The following is a 20,871-nucleotide window of genomic DNA, read 5'->3' on the forward strand; positions in this document are numbered from 1 at the left end:
CATCACTGTGTGGTCTGGAAATTACAGTGCCGCTTCGTCAGCTTCGCCGGTACGGATGCGAATGACGCGCTGCAATTCAGCGACAAAAATTTTGCCGTCGCCAATTTTTCCGGTGTAAGCCGCTTTGCTGATGACATCGATAACTTCATCCAGCTGATCGTCGGCGATCGCCACATCAATCTTCACTTTTGGCAGAAAGTTGACGCTATACTCGGCGCCGCGGTAGAGCTCCGCATGACCTTTCTGACGGCCAAATCCTTTGACTTCAGTGACCGTCAGGCCCTGAATGCCGATGGAAGACAAGGCTTCACGCACGTCTTCCAGTTTGAATGGTTTGATTACCACGGTAACCAGCTTCATAAGTCCCCTCCAGTCAGTATTCGGTAATGGCCGCAGCTAACACGATGGATATAAAGCAAGGGCTATGCCAGAAATGAAAAAAGGCCGCTGAGCGGCCCTTTGATGGCAAAAAACAGGCGAGAGGTCAGGCATTAGCCTGCGTAAAGGCGTTTAACGGGCAAAAATGCACCATGGCGGTGCATTTGATGTAACGTTTTTGCACCACGACAGGCCGACCCGCCTTCGCTGCCTGCTGGTGGTGCATCAGGCGCTGAGCGACTCTTCTCTGGCGCTGGCCGCCAGCTCTTCACCAGCCAGCTGTAGCTGATACATCTGCCAGTAGCGGCCTTTCGCCGCCAGCAGTTGCTGATGGTTGCCCCGCTCGACGGCCTGACCGCGATGCAGGACCAGAATGGTATCCGCCTCAACGATGGTCGACAGACGATGGGCGATAACCACCAGGGTGGTATGCTGGCGAACCTTCGCCAGCGCCTGCTGGATCGCCTGCTCGGTGCCGGAGTCGATGTTCGCCGTCGCCTCATCCAGAATCAGAACCTGCGGGGTCTCCACCAGCACGCGCGCCAGCGCCAGCAGCTGCTTCTGTCCGACGGAAAGATTATTGCCCTGCTCGCCTAGCTGGGTGTACAGGCCGTCGCTCATGCTGCGCGCCACCGCCGCCAGCTGCACCGCCTCCAGCGCTTCCCAGACCTGTGTTTCGCTGATGTCCCGGCCCAGCGCGACGTTGGCGTAGAAGGTATCCGCCAGCACCACCGGATCCTGTTGCACCATCGCGATGCCCCGACGCAACGCGCTGTGGCTGAGAGAAGAGAGCGGCCGGCCATCGATGCGGATCTCCCCGTGGGTTAACGGGTAATAGCCCATCATCAGACTGGCGAGGGTACTCTTCCCACTGCCGGTATGCCCGACCAGCGCCACAAAACTGCGGGAAGGTATATCCAGCGTGATATCCTGGAGGACCAGACGATCCCCGCGGTAGGCAAAGGAGAGATGGTCGATTTCCACCCGACCGCTGCTCAGCGGCGCGTCATCGGCGCCCCACGCCTGGCGCGGACGGTCCATCAGTTCGAAAACGCGTTCGCCGGCGACCACCGCCTGCTGCAGCATCGACTGCTGGGTGGTCAGCTCAATGAGCGGCTCGTTGAGGCGTCCGAGATAGCTGATAAACGCGTACAGCACCCCGACCTCAATCGTGCCCGCCGCGCTAAAGCCGAACAGCATCAGCAGCCCGCACAGCACCAGCGAGGAAAAGAGGCTCAGCAGCGGACGCAGCAGAAAACCGTCCAGGCGCAGCGTCTGCATCCGCGCCAGGTAGTGGGCGTAGCTGGCCTCGCGCATCCGTTCGCCAAAGCGCGCCTGCTGGCGGAACTGCTGGATGACCCCCATGCCGTTGATCACTTCATTAAAACCATCGTTGATGTCGGCAAGCCAGGCGCGCACCCGGCGCACGATCGGCGTGCTATAGCGCTGATAAATGATCATCACGATCAGCACCGCCGGGAAAATCGCGATCGCCACCAGCGCCATCCGCCAGTCGAGGCTAAACATCGCCACCAGCATCGCGCCGATCAGCGCCGCGCTGCGGAGCACCGTCGCCACTACCGTCACATACAGGTCACGAATGACTTCGGTATCGTTGGTCACGCGTGAGATCAGCTGCCCGACCGGCTGAGTATCAAACTCGCTGAGCGGCTGATGCAGGGCGGCATCCATCACATCGCTGCGTAACTGCTGGACCACGCCGACCGCGGCGCGGTTAAACAGCAGCGACTGGTTATAATGCAGTAGCGCCGCCAGCAGCTGCAGACCGATATAGGCTGCCGCCAGGCCTGCCACCAGCTTCAGCGGCAGAGTCTGTTTCGCCACCATATTGTCGATGAAATAGCTGATAAGCAGCGGGCCGCTCACCTCCGCCGCCGCCGCGATCCACATCATCGCCACCGCGATGGCCAGCGGCTTACGCCACGGTGAACCATAGGCCAGCAGGCGTTTAAGCGTCGGCCAGAGTTCGGTAAAGCTACGCATCCAGGGCCTCCTCTTGCTCCTGGGGAACCTCGTCGAGCGCGGCTTCCAGCTGCTGATACCGATACATGTCGCGGTACCAGCCGGGCTGCACCGCCAGCGCCTCATGGCGGCCGCGCTGGGCGACATGCCCATGCTGCAGCACCAGGATTTCGCTGGCCTCAGTCAGCGCCGACAGGCGGTGGGCGCTGATGATCACCGTCCGCCCCTCTCCCCACTGGCGCAGGTTATGCAGGATCTGGTGTTCGGTGCGGCCATCCACCGCGGATAAAGCATCATCAAGGATCAGAATTTCGGCCTCCAGCAGCAGGGCGCGGGCAATCGAGATGCGCTGTTTCTGGCCGCCGGAGAGCATCACGCCGCGCTCGCCTACTTCGGTATCGTACCCCTGGGGCAGACGCAGAATGTCGTCATGCACGCTGGCCAGCCGCGCCACCCGCTCAATCTGTTCCGGCGTCGCGTCCGGTTTTCCCAGCGCGATATTATTGGCGACGGTATCGGAGAATAAAAACGGCGTCTGATTGACCACCGCCAGCCGTTCGCGCCAGCTGTCGAGCTGCAGACGCGGTAGCGGCAGATCGTGAAAGCGGATCTCGCCGCTGGTGACGTCAAAATGGCGCTGCAGCAGGGCCAGAATGGTGCTTTTGCCAGCGCCCGTCGGCCCGCAGATGCCCAGCATTTGCCCCGGCTGCAGGGTAAAATTAACCTGTTCCAGCGAAGGCTTGCTCGCCTGCGGATAGATGAAATCGCGGATAGCGACCTGCAGGACGCCGCGGCCAGCCGGTACCGTCTCGGTCCCGTCGTCCACCGCCGGCGCCTCTTCGAGCATGGTGCGAATACGACCATAGGCCGCGCTACCGCGCTCCACGATGTTAAACATCCACGCCAGCGCCAGCATCGGCCAGATCATCAGACCAAGGTACATCACAAAGCTGGTGAGCTGACCCAGCGTCAGGCTACCGTGGATCACCATCCAGCTGCCGCCGCCGATGGCCAGCAGATTCGCCGCCCCGATGGCGATATAGATAGTAGGGTCGAAGCGAGCGTCAATGCGCGCCACGCGCATATTTTTCGCTCCGGTATCGGCCGCATCGGCGGCAAACTGCGCCGACTGGCGATCCTCCAGCCCGAACGCCTTAATCATGCGGATGCTGGTCAGGCTCTCCTGCGTGCGATCGTTGAGGCTGGAAAAGGCCGCCTGGGCAACGCGAAAACGTTCGTGAAGGGCATCACCGTTGCGTTTGATCGCCAGGGCCATCAGCGGCATCGGCAGCAGCGCCAGCAGGGTGAGCTGCCAGCTAATCTGCGTCGACATCACAATCAACACCGCACAGCCCATCACCAGGGAATCCACCAGGGTTAACACCCCTTCACCGGCGGCAAACACCACCCGGTCCACGTCGTTGGTGGCGCGGGCGATCAGATCCCCGGTGCGATGGCGCAAATAGAACGCCGGATGCTGGCGGCTCAGCTGCCGGTAAAAGTCTTCCCGCAGTTCAACCGCCAGCTGGTAAGAGGCGCCGAACAGCAGCACGCGCCAGACATAGCGCAGCAGGTAAACCATCACCGCGATCAGCACCAGCGCGCCGATCCACATCCACACCTTCTCCGCGGTGTAATGTTGTTGCGTCACGCCGTCGACCACAATGCCCACCACCTTCGGCGGAACAAGCTGCAGGACGGCAATAATGGCCAGCAGGGCAATGGCGCCAAGATAGCGGCGCCACTCCCGGCGGAAATACCAGCTGAGTTGTGCAAATAATCGCAAGCAGTAAGATCCTGATTTTGTTATGGGTTACGGCGCAATACCGTTATTCGACAGGCAAGGCGGTGGTGTATTTTATCTGTTCCATGGCAAAACTCGAAGTGACATCCGACAGCCCCGGCACGCTGTTCACCAAACGTTTATAAAAGTCGTCATAGCGCTTCATATCGGCCACCTGCACCCGCAGCAGATAATCATACTCCCCCGCCATCCGCCAGAAGCCGAGCACTTCAGCCATCTGCGTCACTTCGCTCACAAAATGGCAATACCAGTCGCTGCTGTGATGTTGGGTCTTGATCAGGACAAACGCCGTCAGCCCCAGCCCCACCTTTTCCGCATCGAGTAAGGCGACGCGCCCGCGGAGAATACCCTCATCCTCGAGTCGTTTCAGGCGTTTCCAGCAAGGGGTCGTGGTCAGATTAACGGCATCAGCCAGCGCCTGCAAAGAGAGGGTGCAATCTTCCTGCAGCAGCGCCAGCAGCTTACGGTCAATTTTATCTAACATAAGGCCACCAGAGAGAATAATTTACTCCCGCAATTGTAATTGAAAGGCTAAATAGCAACAATTTTTCCCGCACAATCCGCTAAGCTGGGCACAAAATGACAAACAGGAATCCGAGATGAATAGCGCCTGGGTAAAACACGCCATTAGTGAAATTAACGCCGACTATCAGCGTTCCGCCGATACACACCTGATCCGCCTGGCGCTGCCTGGTTTTCCCGGGATCCCGATTTATCTGAAGGATGAAAGTACGCATCCGACCGGTAGCCTCAAACACCGTCTGGCGCGGTCGCTGTTTCTCTATGGCCTGTGCAACGGCTGGATCAAAGAAGGCACCACGATTATCGAATCGTCTTCGGGTTCGACCGCGGTTTCTGAAGCCTATTTCGCCCGCCTGCTGGGGCTGCCGTTTATCGCCGTGATGCCCTCCTGCACCGCCAGACGCAAAATCGAACAGATCGAGTTCTACGGTGGACGCTGCCATTTTGTGCAGAACGCCTGCGAAATCTACGCGGCTTCCGAAACGCTGGCGCGCGAGCTGAACGGTCACTATATGGATCAGTTTACCTTCGCCGAGCGGGCCACCGACTGGCGCGGCAATAACAATATCGCCGACAGTATTTTCCGCCAGATGAGCCATGAGCCGCACCCGCAGCCATCGTGGATCGTGATGAGCGCCGGCACCGGCGGCACCTCAGCGACCATTGGCCGCTATATTCGCAGCCAGGGCTACGAGACGCAGCTGATGGTTGTCGACCCGCAAAATTCGGTGTTCCTCGATTACTGGCAGACTCGCGACGCCAGCCTGCGCAGCCCGGTCGGCAGCAAAATTGAAGGCATCGGCCGCCCGCGGGTCGAGCCATCATTTATTCCCGACGTTGTCGATGAGATGCTGCGCGTGCCGGATGCGGCGAGCGTGGCCACTGCTTTGTGGCTGGAAACGCAGCTTGGACGAAAAGTTGGCGCCTCGACCGGGACCAATATGTGGGGGGTGCTGCAGCTGGCCGCGCGGATGCGCGAGGAAGGACGCACGGGTTCTCTCGTGACCCTGCTGTGCGACAGCGGCGAGCGTTATCTGGAAAGCTATTACAACCCACAGTGGGTGGCGGCCAACATCGGCGATATCGCCCCCTGGCAGGCGGAGCTCGCCCGGCTGGTCGGCAGAACATAAAAAAAGCCAGATAAAATGCTATCTGGCTTGCTGGAAGGGTCTCTCTATTCGGGGGAATAAGGAAGATCAGGATTATCCAGCCAATGCGTTAAAAAATGGGAGACCGCCTGATGCCGGCAGTCGCCGATAACCGGGAGATGCGGCAGCTCGGCTTTCAGCTGCGGCATCGCGTTGCCCATGATGAACCCCCGCCCGACGCTGCGAAGCATCTCGCGATCGTTCATCGCATCGCCGAAGGCCATGCACTCCTGTAGGGTGAGGCCCAGGTGCTGGCTCAGCCTCGCCAGCGCCGCGCCTTTATTGCAGCCAACCGGCAGCACTTCCAGACAGTCCATCGCCGAGAAGCAGAGAAACGCGCGCTGGCCCAGCGCCTCATTCAGTTGGATCCGCAGTCGGCGCAGATCGTCATGATCGCCGCAGAAGCAGATCTTGGTGACATGATGCGCCGACATACGTTTCGGATCGCACAGTTGATAGCGAAACCCGCTAAAGACATGCGCCTTCAGCAGCTCTGGCCTTGCCTGGCCGGTGAACCAACCGCCGTCATTAAACACGTGCATGCTGGCCCGGGTATCCCATCGACTATGCAGCACTTCTTCCGCTACCTCGGGATTGAGATCCTGACGGTACAGCTCCTCCCCTTCCAGCGAGTGGATGCGCGTCCCGTTGCCCGTGATCAGAAAGGCGTCCAGGGAAAACTCACCCATCACATGGTGCATCTCCAGCGCATGGCGGCCGGTGGCGAACGTCAGGGTGATATCGCGTTCCCGCAGCCGTTTCAGCGCGGTGAGCGTCTTTTCTCCGAGACGATGGTCCGGCATCAGCAAGGTGCCGTCCATATCAAATGCTGCCAGTTTTGCCATGGTGTTTTCCCCAATGTGTGATGGGCTTCGCTTGTGTTGCAGTATCACCTGGGATATACGGAAGTAATAGTGAATAGATAATATAAATTGTTCCGGGTTTATTACGGCCCGGTGGACGACAGTGCTTATGCGACTCTTACACCGTTTAAATCAGTACCAGCGGCTGTGGCAACCCTCAGCCGGGGCGCCGCAGCAGGTCACCGTCGGCGAACTGGCGGAACGCTGTTTTTGCAGCGAACGCCACGTCCGTACCCTGCTGCGTCAGGCGCAAGATGCCGGATGGTTAAGCTGGCAGGCCCGCTCCGGGCGCGGCAAGCGCGGACTGCTCTCTTTTTATAAAACGCCGGAACGTCTGCGCAATGAGATGATGGAGCTGGCGCTGCATAAAGGTCAGCAGCAAAACGCGCTGGAGCTGGCGCAGCTGGCCCCGGTGGAGCTGAAAGCCCTGCTCCACCCCTTTCTGGGCGGTCAGTGGCAAAACAATACCCCGACGCTGCGTATTCCATACTATCGCCCGCTGGAGCCGCTACGCCCCGGCTTTTTGCCCGGACGCGCCGAGCAGCATCTGGCCGGGCAGATCTATGCCGGGCTGACGCGCTTCGACGAAGGCGACACTATGCCGATCGGCGATCTGGCGCACCACTGGCAGGTCTCCCCTGACGGCCTGCGCTGGCAGTTTTATATCCGCTCCACGCTGTGCTGGCACAACGGCGATGCGGTGGAAACCGCACAGCTGCGGCAGCGCTTACTGCTGCTGCTGGATCTGCCCGCCTTGCGGACCCTCTTCGCCAGCATCAGCCACATCGATGTCACTCACGCCCAGTGCCTCACCATCACGCTGCATCGTCCTGACTACTGGCTGCCGTTCCGCCTCGCCAGCTATTGCAGCGTGCTGGCCCATCCTGACGATCCGGCCATCGGCTGCGGACCGTTCCGCCTGAAGCGGTTTAGTCCGGAACTCGTCCGCCTGGAGAACCATCCCCGCTACCATCTGCGGCATCCGCTGATCCAGGCGGTGGAGTACTGGATCACCCCCCAGCTCTTCGATCGCGATCTCGGGACCAGCTGCCGCCACCCGGTGCAGATCACGATTGGCGATCGCGAAGAGCTCCATAACCTGCGCCAGGTCAGCAACAGCATCAGTCTTGGCTTCTGCTATCTGACCCTGCGTCACAGCCCTCGGCTTAGCAAAGCGCAGGCCCAGCGGCTGGTATCGATAATTCACCGCTCATCGTTGCTGGAAACGCTGCCGCTCGACGAGGATCTGATTACGCCAAGCCATGAGGTGTTGCCGGGATGGTCCATCCCGCAGGGGCCGGAAAACAGCGCGGTGCCGCTGCCGGCCAGGCTCACGCTGCTCTACCATCTGCCGGTCGAACTCCACGCCATGGCCGAACAGCTGAGACAGCGGCTGGCTGTGCTGGGCTGCGAGCTGACGCTTCTGTTTCATGACGCCAAAAACTGGGAGGGCTGCCAGCATCTGGGGCAGGCCGACCTGATGATGGGCGACCGCCTGATCGGCGAAGCGCCAGAGTATGCCCTGGAGCAGTGGCTGCGCTGCGATATGCTGTGGCCCAATTTGCTGACCGGGGCGCAATATGCCCATCTGCAGGCGACATTAGACGCGGTACAGGCGCAGCCGGAAGCCCGCAGCCGCAACGATGCGCTGCGCAACGTATTCAACAACCTGATGGAAGACGCCATCATGACGCCGCTGTTTAAATACAACTATCGGATCAGCGCCCCGCCGGGTGTCAATGGCTTGCGCCTCAACGCCCGCGGCTGGTTCGACTTCGCCAGCGCCTGGCTGCCGGCGTCGACGTGAGAGAGCTGGTGGTGGCGGGCGTCTGGCGCTACCATATCGCCTTTACTCATTAAGTCAGGAATTGCCATGAAACGCGCCGTAGTTGTCTTCAGCGGAGGACAAGATTCAACCACCTGTCTGGTGCAGGCTCTGCAACAGTATGATGAAGTGCATTGCGTCACTTTTGATTATGGCCAACGCCACCGCGCGGAAATCGACGTTGCGCGCGAACTCGCCCTGAAACTTGGCGCCGTCGCGCATAAAGTGCTGGACGTTACCCTGCTCAATGAACTGGCGGTCAGCAGCCTGACCCGCGATAACATTCCGGTACCGGACTATCAGCCTGATGCCGAGGGCATTCCCAATACTTTTGTCCCGGGGCGCAATATTCTTTTTTTAACCCTGACGGCAATCTACGCCTATCAGGTAAAAGCCGACGCTATCATCACCGGCGTGTGCGAGACCGATTTCTCCGGCTACCCGGACTGCCGCGATGAGTTTGTCAAAGCGCTGCACCACGCCGTCAGCCTTGGGATGGCGAAAGACATTCGCTTTGAAACCCCGCTGATGTGGCTGAACAAAGCCGAGACCTGGGCGCTGGCCGACTACTGGGGTCAGCTGGATCTGGTGCGCCGGGAAACCCTCACCTGCTACAACGGCATTAAGGGCGATGGCTGCGGCCAGTGCGCCGCCTGCAACCTGCGCGCTAACGGGCTCAACCAGTATCTGGCCGATAAGGTCGGGGTAATGGCGGTGATGAAGCAAAAAACCGGCTTGACACAGGCATAGCCTCCGAAGAGGTATCTGCCCGAAGCTTCAGTTCAAATTCCCCGGTGGCGCTACGCATACCGGGGCAAGGGGTTCATCACCTTCCGGGGGGCGAGGCGCGCCACCGCCCGGCACGCACGCGACGGTTGTCAGCGCAAGTTCATCTGGTCGAGTTTCTCACGCAGTTCCCCTTCCAGCGGCAGCGCCTTCTGGGTTTTCAAATCAATACAGACGAAGGTGATCAGCGCATCGGCCACCACCTCGCCATTGGGGTTGAGGGTGACCACCTGGCTGAGCGTGCCGCTTTTGCCGTTGAGTTGCTCCAGTTTGCTGCTCACCGTCAGCACATCGCCCAGGACCGCCGGACGGCGGTAGTTAATATTAATATTCACCACCACGAAGGCGATGTTTTTCTCGGTCATCCACTGAAACGCCGGACTATTTTCCAGACCATCCCAGCGGGCCTCCTCAAGGAACTCCAGGTAGCGTGCGTTATTCACATGCTGGTAGACGTCCAGATGATAGCCGCGAACTTTAATTTGTGTTTGCATAGCATCAATGCCTTTCTGTTATTGTTGTTTGCGAGGTAAGAGGTCACACCACTTAATGCAACCTCTTTATCCTGGCAAAAAATCACCGCTGTGCAAGCGCTGGCATAAAATTTACAGCGTCAGATGGGCTAAATTCCGCTCCACCAGCGCACTGCCCATCCCCGGGACCTGCTTCAGGTCATCAAGGGTTTTAAACGGCCCGTACTCCTCACGGTAGCTGACAATCGCCTGGGCTTTTTTCAACCCCACGCCATTCAGAGCCTGCGCCAGCTGCTCGGCGCTGGCGTGGTTAATGCTGACTTTGCTCGCCCCGTTGTCGGCCTCGCCGGGTTCCGCTTTCGCTTTCGCCGAAGAGGACGCCGGGACATGCTCTTTGGTTACCACCGCTTTGCCGCTGGCGGGGGCGGCCAGCGCGCCCTGTGCGCCTACCGCGAAAACCAGAACGCCCGCGGCCATCAGTGCTTTTATTCCATATTTCATGCTGATATCTCCTTGTGTGTAGACAGCAAGGCTACGATAGCGTCAGTGCGGATGGCCGACAAAAGGCAAATCACAGAAATGGAAAGGGCCGCGAAAGCGGCCCCTGAGGATTACATGGTGTTGCGTATTTTTGCGAAACGACGCGAAATTACTGCTGCTGGTCGATGCTGTCGCCCAGCTTAATTTTCGCCGCCTTGCGCAGGTTGCTCATCAGCGCTTCGAAAGCGATTTGGGCATTGTTCTGGGTAATCCCCTGAACCATAGCCTTCTTCTGCTCTTCCGGCATGCTGCCTGCTTTCACTTCATCCAGCGCCACCAGCACCACATCGCCTTGCATGTTGCTGCCAACGCCATAGACCGGTTTGCCCTGCTGCGGCAGCGGCAGAGTGAATGCCAGCTGGCTCAGCGGATCCTGGCCGGTACGGGAAAGCGTCTGTGGCGCGCCAAAGCTCAGGCCAGCCGCCTTCATCGCCTCATCGCCTTTGCCGTCTTTCAGCGCCGCCAGCAGCTTATCGGCATCCAGCTTCGCCTGCTGTTCCGCTTTATTGTGCTTAACGATATCGCTGACCTGCGCCTTCACTTCGGCCAGCGGTTTCACCGCCTCGGCTTTGTGCTCGCTGATACGCAGAACAAAGGCGCGATCGCCATCAACGGTAATGATGTCAGAGTTGCTGCCCGGCGCGCCGTTCACACCGACCAGACCGCCGTTGAAGATAGCGTCAGCGACCGGTTTAAAGTTCAGCTCTTCCGGCAGGTTATCGCGGCCAAACCAGCCGGTTTCCACCACCTGCACTCCGGCGACCTGCGCCGCGCCCGCCAGCGATTCATTATCGTTGCTGGCCGCATCGCTCACCTTCTGCTGCAGCGCATAGTAAGCATCCAGCGCTTTCTCCTGCTTCACTTTCGCCGCAATGTCATTGCGCACGTCAGCCAGCGGTTTGACCTGCGCCGGCTGGACGTCGTCCAGACGGGCCACCAGGAAGCCAACCGAGGATTTGATCACCCCGGAGAGCTGGCCTTTCTCTTTCAGGCCGGCCTCTTTCAGCTCAGGCACGGTAGAGGCATCTTCCATCCACCCCATATCGCCGCCGTTGCGGGCAGAAATAATATCGGTCGATTTTTCTTTTGCCAGCGTGGCGAAATCAGCGCCTTTTTGCAGCTCGGCCAGCACCGCTTTCGCGTCGGCTTCAGTTTTAGTCTGAATCACGCTGTAGCGATTACGCTGCGGCTGAGTGAACTGATCTTTATGCTGGTCATACCATGACTGGATTTCTTCGTCAGAGGCGTTTTCCTGCATGCTGGCGGCATCCATCTTGATGTAGCTCACGCGGAACTGCTCCGGCGCCATAAAACGGGCCTGATTCTGCTGCCAGAAAGCGTTGATTTCCTCATCGCTGGCGGTCTGTTTTGCCGCCAGGGCGTTGACGTTGATGGTCGCTTCGCGGACGACACGCTGCTGAGACACCAGCGCCGCCAGCTGATCGGACTCACCCGGCAGCATGAAGTCGGTACCCGCAATGGCGTTAATCAGCTGCTGCGTGGTCAGCTGGTTACGCAGCGCCTGGGCGTACTGATCGGTGGTCATTCCCATCTGGGCGACAATACCGCTGAAACGCTGGTTGTCGAATTTACCGTTCGTCTGGAACGCCTGGGTCTGGAAGATCGCCTGCTTCACCTGCTCATCGCTGATGCTGAGGCCCAGCTCGCGGGCATACTGATCCAGAAGCGACTCATCGATCAGGCGGTTCAGCACCTGCTGGCGCATGGTTTTCATGTAGTTTTCGTTCGCCGCCAGCTCGGAGAACTGGTCGCCAAGCTGCTGCTGCATACGGTTACGTTCGCTGGCGACGGCGTTTTCAAACTGCCCACGGCCAATCTCCTGGCCATTCACTTTTGCGGCATAGTTTTTGCCACCGCCAATCAGGTAACCACTCACCCCGGTCAAAATGAACGAGACGATAATGATACCGAAAATAATCTTGAGCACGACGCTGTTGGCGGCCGTGCGTAGGTTGTCCATCATGGTGTAACAACGCTCCGCTGTAGATGACTTTAGCTCGCGCAGCATAGCACGTGATGGCCGCCGCGCGTGAGGACGTATTTTGACAAGAAAACAGGGTGATTGTCAGCCCACAAGTGGCGATAAACACACATAAAGTGGTCTGAAAAGGCAATAAAAAAGGCACATCTCACGATGCGCCCTTGTACTTCGTCACATTCCCTGACGGGAAAGCCGATCAGTTCACCGCGTCTTTCAGCGCTTTACCAGCACGGAAGCCCGGCACTTTTGCGGCAGCGATAGTAATTTCTTTACCTGTTTGTGGGTTGCGACCAGTACGGGCGGCACGTTCTTTAACAGCAAAGGTACCGAAACCTACCAGCGCAACGTCATCCCCAGCCTGCAGAGATTCAGTAACAGAAGCGATTAAAGCATCTAACGCACGTCCAGCTGCAGCTTTAGAAATGTCCGCACCCGCAGCAATTTTGTCAATCAGTTGAGATTTATTCACTGTTCTCTTCCTCTCTTTATAATTTATATCGCACCAGAGTCCTTCATAGTGCGACCGCGCAGCAGTTATATCAGGACTGTCATGCCCTTACAACAGCAGTTGTCGATGACCCCCCTGCCAGCGATCTAAGTTAGCTACACAAAAAAAGGCTGGCAAGTCCGAAATGACTTACCAGCCCTATTTTTATTAGCGCAATTTGCGCAGAATCACTATTTCGCGGTCACAACCTGCATGCCGAACGGTTCGTTCTGCAGCGCAAGTGTCAGAACTTCCTCGATTCGTTTCACCGGATGGATATCCAAATCGGCGATAACGTTATCCGGAATTTCTTCAAGGTCGCGTTTGTTCTCATCAGGAATCAGAACAGTCTTAATACCGCCGCGATGCGCCGCCAGCAGTTTTTCCTTCAGACCGCCGATTGGCAGCACCTGACCACGCAGCGTAATCTCCCCGGTCATCGCCACATCGGCGCGTACCGGGTTGCCGGTCAGGCAGGAGACCAGCGCCGTACACATGGCGATACCCGCGCTCGGACCATCCTTCGGCGTCGCCCCTTCCGGTACGTGGACGTGAATATCACGCTTCTCGTAGAAGTCGGCGTTAATGCCCAGCTTGTCCGCCCGCGAACGTACCACGGTCAGCGCAGCCTGAATCGACTCCTGCATCACCTCGCCCAGCGAGCCGGTGTAGGTCAGTTTGCCTTTACCCGGTACGCAGGCGGTTTCGATGGTCAGCAGATCGCCGCCCACTTCCGTCCACGCCAGACCGGTCACCTGACCGACGCGGTTCTCACTATCGGCGCGGCCATAGTCGAAGCGCTGCACGCCGAGATAATCATGCAGATTCTCACCGTTAATTTCGATGTGTTTCAGCGTTTTATCCAGCAACAGCTGCTTAACGGCCTTACGGCACAGCTTGGAGATTTCACGCTCCAGGCTACGAACGCCCGCTTCACGGGTGTAGTAACGAATAATGCCGATAATGGCGCTATCGTCGACGGTCAGTTCGCCTTTCTTCAGCGCGTTGCGTTCGATCTGCTTCGGCAGCAGGTGACGCTTGGCGATGTTCAGTTTTTCATCTTCGGTGTAACCCGAGAGGCGAATTACTTCCATACGGTCCAGCAGCGGCGCCGGAATGTTCATGGAGTTGGACGTCGCCACGAACATCACGTCGCTGAGATCGTAATCCACTTCCAGATAGTGGTCGTTAAAGGCCACGTTCTGTTCCGGATCCAGCACCTCAAGCAACGCGGAAGCCGGGTCGCCGCGCATGTCGGAAGACATTTTGTCGATCTCATCCAGCAGGAACAGCGGGTTTTTCACCCCCACTTTCGCCATTTTCTGGATCAGTTTGCCCGGCATCGAGCCAATATAGGTCCGACGATGACCGCGAATTTCCGCTTCATCGCGCACGCCGCCCAGCGCCATGCGGACGTATTTCCGGCCGGTCGCTTTGGCGATAGATTGACCCAATGAGGTTTTACCTACCCCCGGCGGTCCCACCAGGCAGAGGATCGGCCCCTTAATTTTGTTGACCCGGCTCTGCACCGCGAGATACTCAAGGATGCGGTCCTTCACGCGCTCCAGACCATAGTGATCGGTATCGAGGATCTCCTGGGCCTGACGCAGGTCTTTTTTGACCTTACTGCGCGCATTCCACGGCACCTGCACCATCCAGTCGATGTAGCCACGCACGACGGTCGCTTCCGCAGACATCGGCGACATCATCTTCAGCTTCTGCAGTTCCGCTTCGGTTTTCTCTTTCGCCTCTTTCGGCATTTTCGCCGCGTCGATCTTGCGCTTCAGCGCTTCGTTTTCGTCCGGGGCGTCGTCCATCTCGCCGAGTTCTTTCTGAATCGCTTTCATTTGCTCGTTCAGATAGTACTCGCGCTGGGATTTCTCCATCTGCTTTTTGACGCGGTTGCGAATGCGCTTCTCAACCTGCAGCAGATCGATTTCCGATTCCATCATCGCCATCAGATATTCCAGACGTTCGTTGACGTCGGACATCTCCAGCACGGACTGCTTGTCCGCCAGCTTCAGCGGCATATGCGCCGCGATGGTATCCGCCAGGCGCGCCGGATCGTCGATGCTGTTCAGCGACGTCAGCACTTCCGGTGGGATCTTTTTATTCAGCTTGATATAGCCTTCAAACTGGCTGATAGCGGTACGAACCAGCACTTCCTGCTCACGTTCGTCAATCGCCGGCGAGTCGAGATACTCCGCTTTCGCCGAGAAATGTTCGCCATTATCAGACAGCGCAGAAATACGTGCACGCTGTAGCCCTTCGACCAGCACCTTCACGGTGCCGTCCGGCAGCTTCAGCATCTGCAAAATAGACGCCACGGTTCCAACGGTGAAAAGATCGTTTACACCCGGCTCATCCGTCGACGCTTCTTTCTGCGCAACCAGCATGATTTTTTTATCATGGTCCATGGCCGCTTCGAGGCAACGGATAGATTTTTCCCGCCCTACGAACAGGGGTATGACCATGTGCGGATAAACCACCACATCGCGCAACGGCAATACGGGGATTTCAATGCGTTCAGAACGCTCAGGATTCATAGAGCTCTCTCTTAGTTTAAAGTCCGCCAGGTAGCCGACGACGCCACACTCCACTGCATCGTCGTTAATATGTAATCCAGTATATGGGGATGTATTCCACACATTCAACGGCGGGAATGCAGGAAAAATAAAAGGGGAGATAAAATCCCCCCTTTTTGTTAACTGCTTGAGTGAAATGGCTAATTATTCGCCAGATGCCTGCTGAGCCTCCGGTTTGCCGTAGATCAGCAACGGTTTGCTCTGCCCGGCGATAACCGACTCATCAATGACCACTTTTTCGACATCTTCCATCGAAGGCAGGTCATACATGGTGTCCAGCAGCGCCGCTTCCACAATGGAACGCAGGCCACGGGCGCCGGTTTTACGCGCCATCGCTTTCTTGGCGATGGCATCCAGCGCTTCGTCGCGGAATTCAAGCTCTGCGCCTTCCAGGCTAAACAGCGCCTGATACTGCTTGGTCAGGGCGTTTTTCGGCTCTTTCAGGATCTGGATCAGCGCTTCTTCGCTCAGCTCGTTCAGGGTTGCCACTACCGGCAGACGGCCAATGAATTCCGGAATCAAACCAAACTTGATCAGATCTTCCGGCTCGACCTGGGCCAGCAGTTCGCCTTCGCTCGCTTTGTCGGACTTCGCTTTAACCGTCGCGCCAAAACCAATGCCGGAGCCGGTTTCCACACGGTGGGAAATCACTTTATCCAGACCGGCAAACGCGCCGCCGCAGATAAACAGGATCTTGGAGGTATCAACCTGCAGGAACTCCTGCTGCGGGTGTTTACGCCCGCCCTGCGGCGGAACGGCGGCGACGGTGCCTTCGATAAGCTTCAGCAGCGCCTGCTGCACGCCTTCGCCGGAGACGTCGCGGGTAATCGACGGGTTGTCGGATTTACGCGAAATTTTGTCGATTTCGTCGATATAGACGATACCGCGCTGCGCTTTCTGCACGTCGTAGTCGCACTTCTGCAGCAGTTTCTGAATGATATTTTCGACGTCCTCACCCACATAACCGGCTTCGGTCAGGGTGGTGGCGTCCGCCATGGTAAACGGCACATCCAGCAGGCGCGCCAGCGTTTCCGCCAGCAGCGTTTTACCGGAGCCGGTCGGCCCGATCAGCAGAATGTTGCTTTTACCCAGCTCTACGCCATTGCTGGTATCGCCATTGCGCAGACGTTTGTAGTGGTTGTATACCGCGACCGCCAACACTTTTTTCGCCTGTTCCTGACCGATGACGTAGTCATCAAGGTGGTGGCGAATCTCGTGCGGCGTCGGCAGCGCGCTGCGCTCGCGGTGCGGCGCAACTTCTTTAATCTCTTCGCGAATGATGTCGTTACATAAATCAACGCATTCGTCGCAGATATACACGGATGGCCCGGCGATCAGCTTACGCACTTCATGCTGGCTTTTGCCGCAAAAAGAGCAATACAACAATTTGCCCGATCCATCTTTGCGTTTATCTGTCATGAGTCCAAACCTCTTTTTAAGTTCTTTGTGCCGCACACGACGACGCAAATGCCATTCTCAGGCGCAAGCCGCCATATAGCGTTGTGCCGCCCTTCATTAGTATATACACAAAATCCTTCGCGCTACATCGAGGCGGTAGCGAAGCTACCGGCCGCCTGCCTGCCCGGCAAGCCTCCGGAAAAATGCCAACCGCTTAGCAGACGTGGCGAGAAGGATGCAGCGTAAAGCGGCACCCTTGCGCCTTGGGCATCAATTACGATGGGTCAAAATAGAGTCGACCAGTCCGTACTCCACGGCTTCCGCAGCAGAGAGGAAGCGGTCACGCTCGGTGTCACGCTCAATCTGCTCAAGAGACTGGCCGGTATGATGCGCCATCAGCTCATTCATGCGTCCTTTCACCTTCAGGATTTCACGGGCGTGGATCTCAATATCCGTCGCCTGCCCCTGATAGCCGCCCAGCGGCTGGTGGATCATCACGCGGGAGTTCGGCAGGCAGAAACGCTTGCCCTTCGCCCCGGCGGTCAACAGGAACGCGCCCATGGACGCGGCCTGTCCCATACAGATGGTGCTGACGTCCGGCTTGATGAACTGCATGGTGTCATAGATCGACATCCCGGCGGTGATCACCCCGCCCGGAGAGTTAATGTACAGGTAAATGTCTTTTTCCGGGTTTTCCGCTTCCAGAAACAGCATCTGCGCCACGATCAGGTTTGCCATGTGGTCTTCGACCTGGCCGGTCAGAAAAATGACGCGTTCCTTAAGCAGACGGGAGTAGATATCAAAAGAACGTTCACCGCGTGAGGTCTGTTCAATGACCATCGGCACCAGGGCCATATGGGGTGCAAAGTTGTCTCGTTCGCCACTGTATGACATTTCCGTCTCCTGGAGTAATTTTAAAATACCTGCTGCACTGATTGTAACCTTATGGACGGATTATCAGCCACAGTTTCTATCCGCTGAACGCGTCACCGCCTCTTCAACACGCGTGCAATTGCGGATGCAGTTGCCTACCCGGTAATGGGGATGGCGTTGCCATATTTCAAGCATAACAAGCTTTTGCTGTAACGCTATCATGGTAAATGCGTTTTAGCACCGTGCCTGAGGCTGGCATTATCCTAAAAAAAAACCCGCCGCCTTTCGGCAACGGGTTTTTGCCCGAACCTTAAACCATCGCGGCGAAATTACGCCTGCTGGTTCATCAGTTCGTTGAAGGAAGTGGCTTTTTCAGACACTTTGGCTTTCGCCAGCACGGCTTCAACAGCCTGCTCTTCCAGCGCCACGTTGCGCATGTTGTCCATCAGCTCTTTGTTCTTGCTGTAGAACTCAACCACTTCTGACGGATCTTCGTAAGCAGAAGCCATCTCTTCGATCAGGCCTTTCACGCGCTCTTCGTCAGCTTTCAGCTCGTTGGTGCGAATCACTTCGCCCAGCAGCAGGCCAACCACTACGCGGCGTTTAGCCTGTTCTTCGAACAGCTCACGCGGCAGTTCCAGAGCCTGTTTCTCGTTGCCACCGAAACGCTGAGCAGCCTGGCGACGCAGCACGTCGATTTCGCTGTCGATCAGGGCCGCCGGAACGTCGATTTCGTTAGCTTTAACCAGACCTTCGATAGCCTGAGACTTCACGCGGTTACGCACAGCGCCTTTCAGCTCGCGTTCCATGTTTTTACGCACTTCAGCGCGCAGGCCAGCGACGGAACCATCTTCCACGCCGAAACGTTTGATGAATTCTTCGGTCAGCTCCGGCAGTTCACGTTCTTCAACTTTCTTCAGGTTGATAACGAACTTAGCCGCTTTACCTTTCAGGTTTTCAGCGTGGTACTCTTCCGGGAAGGTCACGTCGATGGTGAACTCGTCACCCGCTTTGTGGCCTTTGATACCGTCTTCGAAGCCCGGGATCATACGACCCTGACCCATCGCCAGTACGAAGTCAGACGCTTTGCCGCCTTCGAACTCTTCGCCGTCTACGGAACCGGTGAAGTCGATGGTTACGCGATCTTCAGCGTCAACTGCGCCTTCTTTGTCTTTCCAGGTGGCCTGCTGCTTGCGCAGGGTTTCCAGCATGGTGTCAACGTCAGCGTCGGTCACTTCAACAACCGGTTTTTCTACTTCGATCGCTTCCAGACCCTGCAGTTCAACTTCCGGGTACACTTCGAACTCTACCGCGTAGGTGAAGTCTTCGCCCAGTTTGTATTCGCCCGGAACGTAGTTCGGCGCGCCGGCCGGATTGATTTTTTCTTTGATGATCGCGTCAACGAAATGACGGCTCATCAGGTCGCCCAGCACGTCCTGGCGAACGGATGCGCCATAACGCTGAGCAACAACATTCATCGGCACTTTGCCTTTACGGAAGCCGTCAATGCGAACTTTTTTCGCTACGTTGACCAGCTCGCTTTTGACAGCATTCTCGATGCTGTCAGCGGCGATAGTAATCGTTACACGGCGCCCAAGGCCCTGAGTGGTTTCAACTGAAACTTGCATCTTGTTACCTCAAAAAAATCACAGTGCTCGGTCAACTCTGGAAGCGCGTGTAGGTGGCTTCGCAGAACCGGGATGCCCTCTTCAAATCAGAAACACATTCCCTGTCGTCAGAATCATCCCGAAGACATTCATATATAAGACGCGGCATTATAGCGGCATCACTTTTGTGAGTCGAGAACGGTTGTCGCCTGGTGCTGCGGCATTTTTCACATTTCCCGCTCAATTTTGTCCGCAAAAGCGCTGACTTTGCGCATTTTCCAGGCAAAACAAAACGGCCCGTAGGCCGTTTTTGCTAAATCTGCAAGCAACATACTGGAAAAGCGCCAGCGGTTGCAAATGGGATTTCTAGGCGAGGCTCCCCGCGCCGCGGCACGGCGGCGAGGCGAAAACCGTATCCTGTAGCGCTTCCCATTCTTTAATCGTGTAGGTGTGCAACGCCAGGGCGTGCACCGTATTCGACAGCTCCTCGGTTAGCGTGCCGTAGATCATACGGTGGCGATTAAGGAAACGCTCGCCAGTGAAGCGATCGCTCACTAACACCACTTTAAAATGACTTTCAGAGCCCGCAGGGACGTTGTGACGATAACTTTCATCCACGACTTCGAGATACATCGGGTCGAACGCTGCTCTAAGTTTTGCTTCGATCTGTTCACGTATCATCATGAATTTTCTCCTCCGACAACGCTGAGATGCCGCCACTCCTTTTAAATGTTAGCCGCTTTTACCGCTTCCATTAGGAGAAAACAACAAAAAATTAGCATTGTTCTGATATTTTCATTCAAAAGTATCACGTTTACTGGCTCTGGTCGCCAGATCCGCCGGTGAAAGAGCGATTAACCGTAGCGGGGCGCTCAGAAAACCGCCAGGGCGATGGATTTACACGCGTTGCCACTTCCCCTTGCCGTTGGCAATGCTATGATGGCGGTAATTTTCCTTATAACAACACCATGCGTTGAGACCTGAACATGCTTAAGAAGATCCTTTTCCCGTTGGTCGCCATGTTTATGCTGGCAGGATGCGCCACGCCGCCGACCACCATTGAAGTATCGCCGAAAATCACGCTGCCGCAGCAGGATCCGAGCCTGATGGGCGTGACCGTCAGCATCAACGGCGCCGACCAGCGTCCGGACCAGGCGCTGGCGAAAGTGACGCGCGACAACCAACAGGTCACCCTCACCGCCTCCCGCGACCTGCGCTTCCTGCTGCAGGAAGTGCTGGAGAAACAAATGACCGCGCGCGGCTATATGATTGGCCCGAACGGCGCAGTCGATCTGCAGATCATCGTCAACAAACTTTACGCTGACGTCTCCCAGGGCAACGTGCGCTACAACATCGCCACCAAAGCCGATATCGCCATCATCGCCACCGCGGCAAACGGCACGAAGATGACCAAAAACTACCGCGCCAGCTACTCGGTTGAAGGCGCCTTCCAGGCCTCGAACAAAAACATCGCTGATGCCGTTAACAGCGTCCTGACCGATACCATCGCCGATATGGCGCAGGACACCAGCATTCACGATTTCATCAAGCAAAACGCGCGTTAATGCCACCACGAACCCGGCCTCCGCCGGGTTCG

18 protein-coding genes are annotated in these 20,871 nt (G+C 57.3%); 4 read left to right on the forward strand and 14 right to left on the reverse strand.

Going from position 1 to position 20,871, the window contains the following annotated elements:
• Positions 1 to 21 precede the first annotated feature (21 nt).
• The 4 genes from glnK to LGM20_RS19745 form a co-directional block, all read right to left on the reverse strand.
• Positions 22 to 360: a P-II family nitrogen regulator gene (gene glnK / locus LGM20_RS19730; RefSeq protein ID WP_002891893.1), complete on the reverse strand. Its 339-nt coding sequence runs from the start codon at positions 358 to 360 to the stop codon at positions 22 to 24.
• 243 nt (positions 361 to 603) lie between these two features.
• Positions 604 to 2,382 carry a SmdB family multidrug efflux ABC transporter permease/ATP-binding protein gene (locus LGM20_RS19735; RefSeq protein ID WP_023288623.1) on the reverse strand — a complete coding sequence of 593 codons (1,779 nt, stop codon included), beginning with the start codon at positions 2,380 to 2,382 and terminating at the stop codon, positions 604 to 606.
• A complete protein-coding gene (locus tag LGM20_RS19740) occupies positions 2,375 to 4,147 on the reverse strand; it encodes a SmdA family multidrug ABC transporter permease/ATP-binding protein (protein WP_023288622.1) in 1,773 nt (590 codons plus the stop codon). Before LGM20_RS19740 ends, LGM20_RS19735 begins: the two co-directional genes overlap by 8 nt.
• A gap of 43 nt (positions 4,148 to 4,190) precedes the next feature.
• Complete coding sequence (locus tag LGM20_RS19745) at positions 4,191 to 4,649, reverse strand: Lrp/AsnC family transcriptional regulator (protein ID WP_004204786.1); 459 nt, start codon at positions 4,647 to 4,649, stop codon at positions 4,191 to 4,193.
• A 115-nt stretch (positions 4,650 to 4,764) separates the two neighbouring features.
• Between LGM20_RS19745 and LGM20_RS19750 the strand changes: the two genes are divergently transcribed.
• On the forward strand, positions 4,765 to 5,817 hold the full coding sequence (locus LGM20_RS19750) for a PLP-dependent cysteine synthase family protein (protein ID WP_023288621.1): 1,053 nt from the start codon (positions 4,765 to 4,767) through the stop codon (positions 5,815 to 5,817).
• A 44-nt stretch (positions 5,818 to 5,861) separates the two neighbouring features.
• Here the strand turns inward: LGM20_RS19750 and cof are convergent, their stop codons facing one another.
• Positions 5,862 to 6,680, reverse strand: coding sequence for an HMP-PP phosphatase (gene cof / locus LGM20_RS19755; RefSeq protein WP_044521268.1), 819 nt, complete (start codon positions 6,678 to 6,680; stop codon positions 5,862 to 5,864).
• Positions 6,681 to 6,807: 127 nt separating this feature from the next.
• Between cof and LGM20_RS19760 the strand changes: the two genes are divergently transcribed.
• Positions 6,808 to 8,505, forward strand: coding sequence for an SgrR family transcriptional regulator (locus LGM20_RS19760; RefSeq protein ID WP_044521267.1), 1,698 nt, complete (start codon positions 6,808 to 6,810; stop codon positions 8,503 to 8,505).
• A gap of 66 nt (positions 8,506 to 8,571) precedes the next feature.
• Positions 8,572 to 9,273 carry a 7-cyano-7-deazaguanine synthase QueC gene (gene queC / locus LGM20_RS19765; protein WP_023288618.1) on the forward strand — a complete coding sequence of 234 codons (702 nt, stop codon included), beginning with the start codon at positions 8,572 to 8,574 and terminating at the stop codon, positions 9,271 to 9,273.
• Between the two features lie 128 nt (positions 9,274 to 9,401).
• Here queC and LGM20_RS19770 read toward each other — a convergent pair whose 3' ends face one another.
• The 9 genes from LGM20_RS19770 to bolA form a co-directional block, all read right to left on the reverse strand.
• Complete coding sequence (locus LGM20_RS19770; protein WP_023288617.1) at positions 9,402 to 9,803, reverse strand: YbgC/FadM family acyl-CoA thioesterase; 402 nt, start codon at positions 9,801 to 9,803, stop codon at positions 9,402 to 9,404.
• 111 nt (positions 9,804 to 9,914) lie between these two features.
• The gene (locus LGM20_RS19775; RefSeq protein ID WP_044521265.1) at positions 9,915 to 10,283 is read right to left on the reverse strand and encodes a helix-hairpin-helix domain-containing protein; all 369 of its coding nucleotides are present in this window, start codon (positions 10,281 to 10,283) and stop codon (positions 9,915 to 9,917) included.
• 148 nt (positions 10,284 to 10,431) lie between these two features.
• Entirely contained in the window at positions 10,432 to 12,306 is a 1,875-nt protein-coding gene (gene ppiD / locus LGM20_RS19780; RefSeq protein ID WP_032453854.1) for a peptidylprolyl isomerase, read from the reverse strand.
• Between the two features lie 214 nt (positions 12,307 to 12,520).
• Positions 12,521 to 12,793 (reverse strand): nucleoid-associated protein HU-beta, encoded by a 273-nt coding sequence (gene hupB, locus LGM20_RS19785; protein ID WP_002444653.1) that lies wholly within the window; start codon positions 12,791 to 12,793, stop codon positions 12,521 to 12,523.
• Positions 12,794 to 13,002: 209 nt separating this feature from the next.
• Positions 13,003 to 15,357, reverse strand: coding sequence for an endopeptidase La (gene lon, locus LGM20_RS19790; RefSeq protein ID WP_023288614.1), 2,355 nt, complete (start codon positions 15,355 to 15,357; stop codon positions 13,003 to 13,005).
• A 183-nt stretch (positions 15,358 to 15,540) separates the two neighbouring features.
• Entirely contained in the window at positions 15,541 to 16,815 is a 1,275-nt protein-coding gene (gene clpX, locus LGM20_RS19795; RefSeq protein WP_002891807.1) for an ATP-dependent protease ATP-binding subunit ClpX, read from the reverse strand.
• Between the two features lie 249 nt (positions 16,816 to 17,064).
• Entirely contained in the window at positions 17,065 to 17,688 is a 624-nt protein-coding gene (gene clpP / locus LGM20_RS19800) for an ATP-dependent Clp endopeptidase proteolytic subunit ClpP (RefSeq protein ID WP_002891804.1), read from the reverse strand.
• A gap of 308 nt (positions 17,689 to 17,996) precedes the next feature.
• Positions 17,997 to 19,295: a trigger factor gene (tig, locus tag LGM20_RS19805; protein ID WP_023288613.1), complete on the reverse strand. Its 1,299-nt coding sequence runs from the start codon at positions 19,293 to 19,295 to the stop codon at positions 17,997 to 17,999.
• Between the two features lie 345 nt (positions 19,296 to 19,640).
• Positions 19,641 to 19,958, reverse strand: a complete 318-nt coding sequence (gene bolA, locus LGM20_RS19810; RefSeq protein ID WP_044521262.1) for a transcriptional regulator BolA — start codon at positions 19,956 to 19,958, stop codon at positions 19,641 to 19,643.
• 302 nt (positions 19,959 to 20,260) lie between these two features.
• Between bolA and LGM20_RS19815 the strand changes: the two genes are divergently transcribed.
• A complete protein-coding gene (locus tag LGM20_RS19815) occupies positions 20,261 to 20,839 on the forward strand; it encodes a lipoprotein (RefSeq protein ID WP_004204800.1) in 579 nt (192 codons plus the stop codon).
• The last annotated feature ends 32 nt before the right edge of the window (positions 20,840 to 20,871 follow it).

Source organism: Klebsiella quasipneumoniae subsp. quasipneumoniae, from assembly GCF_020525925.1.
Classification (GTDB): Bacteria; Pseudomonadota; Gammaproteobacteria; order Enterobacterales; family Enterobacteriaceae; genus Klebsiella; species Klebsiella quasipneumoniae.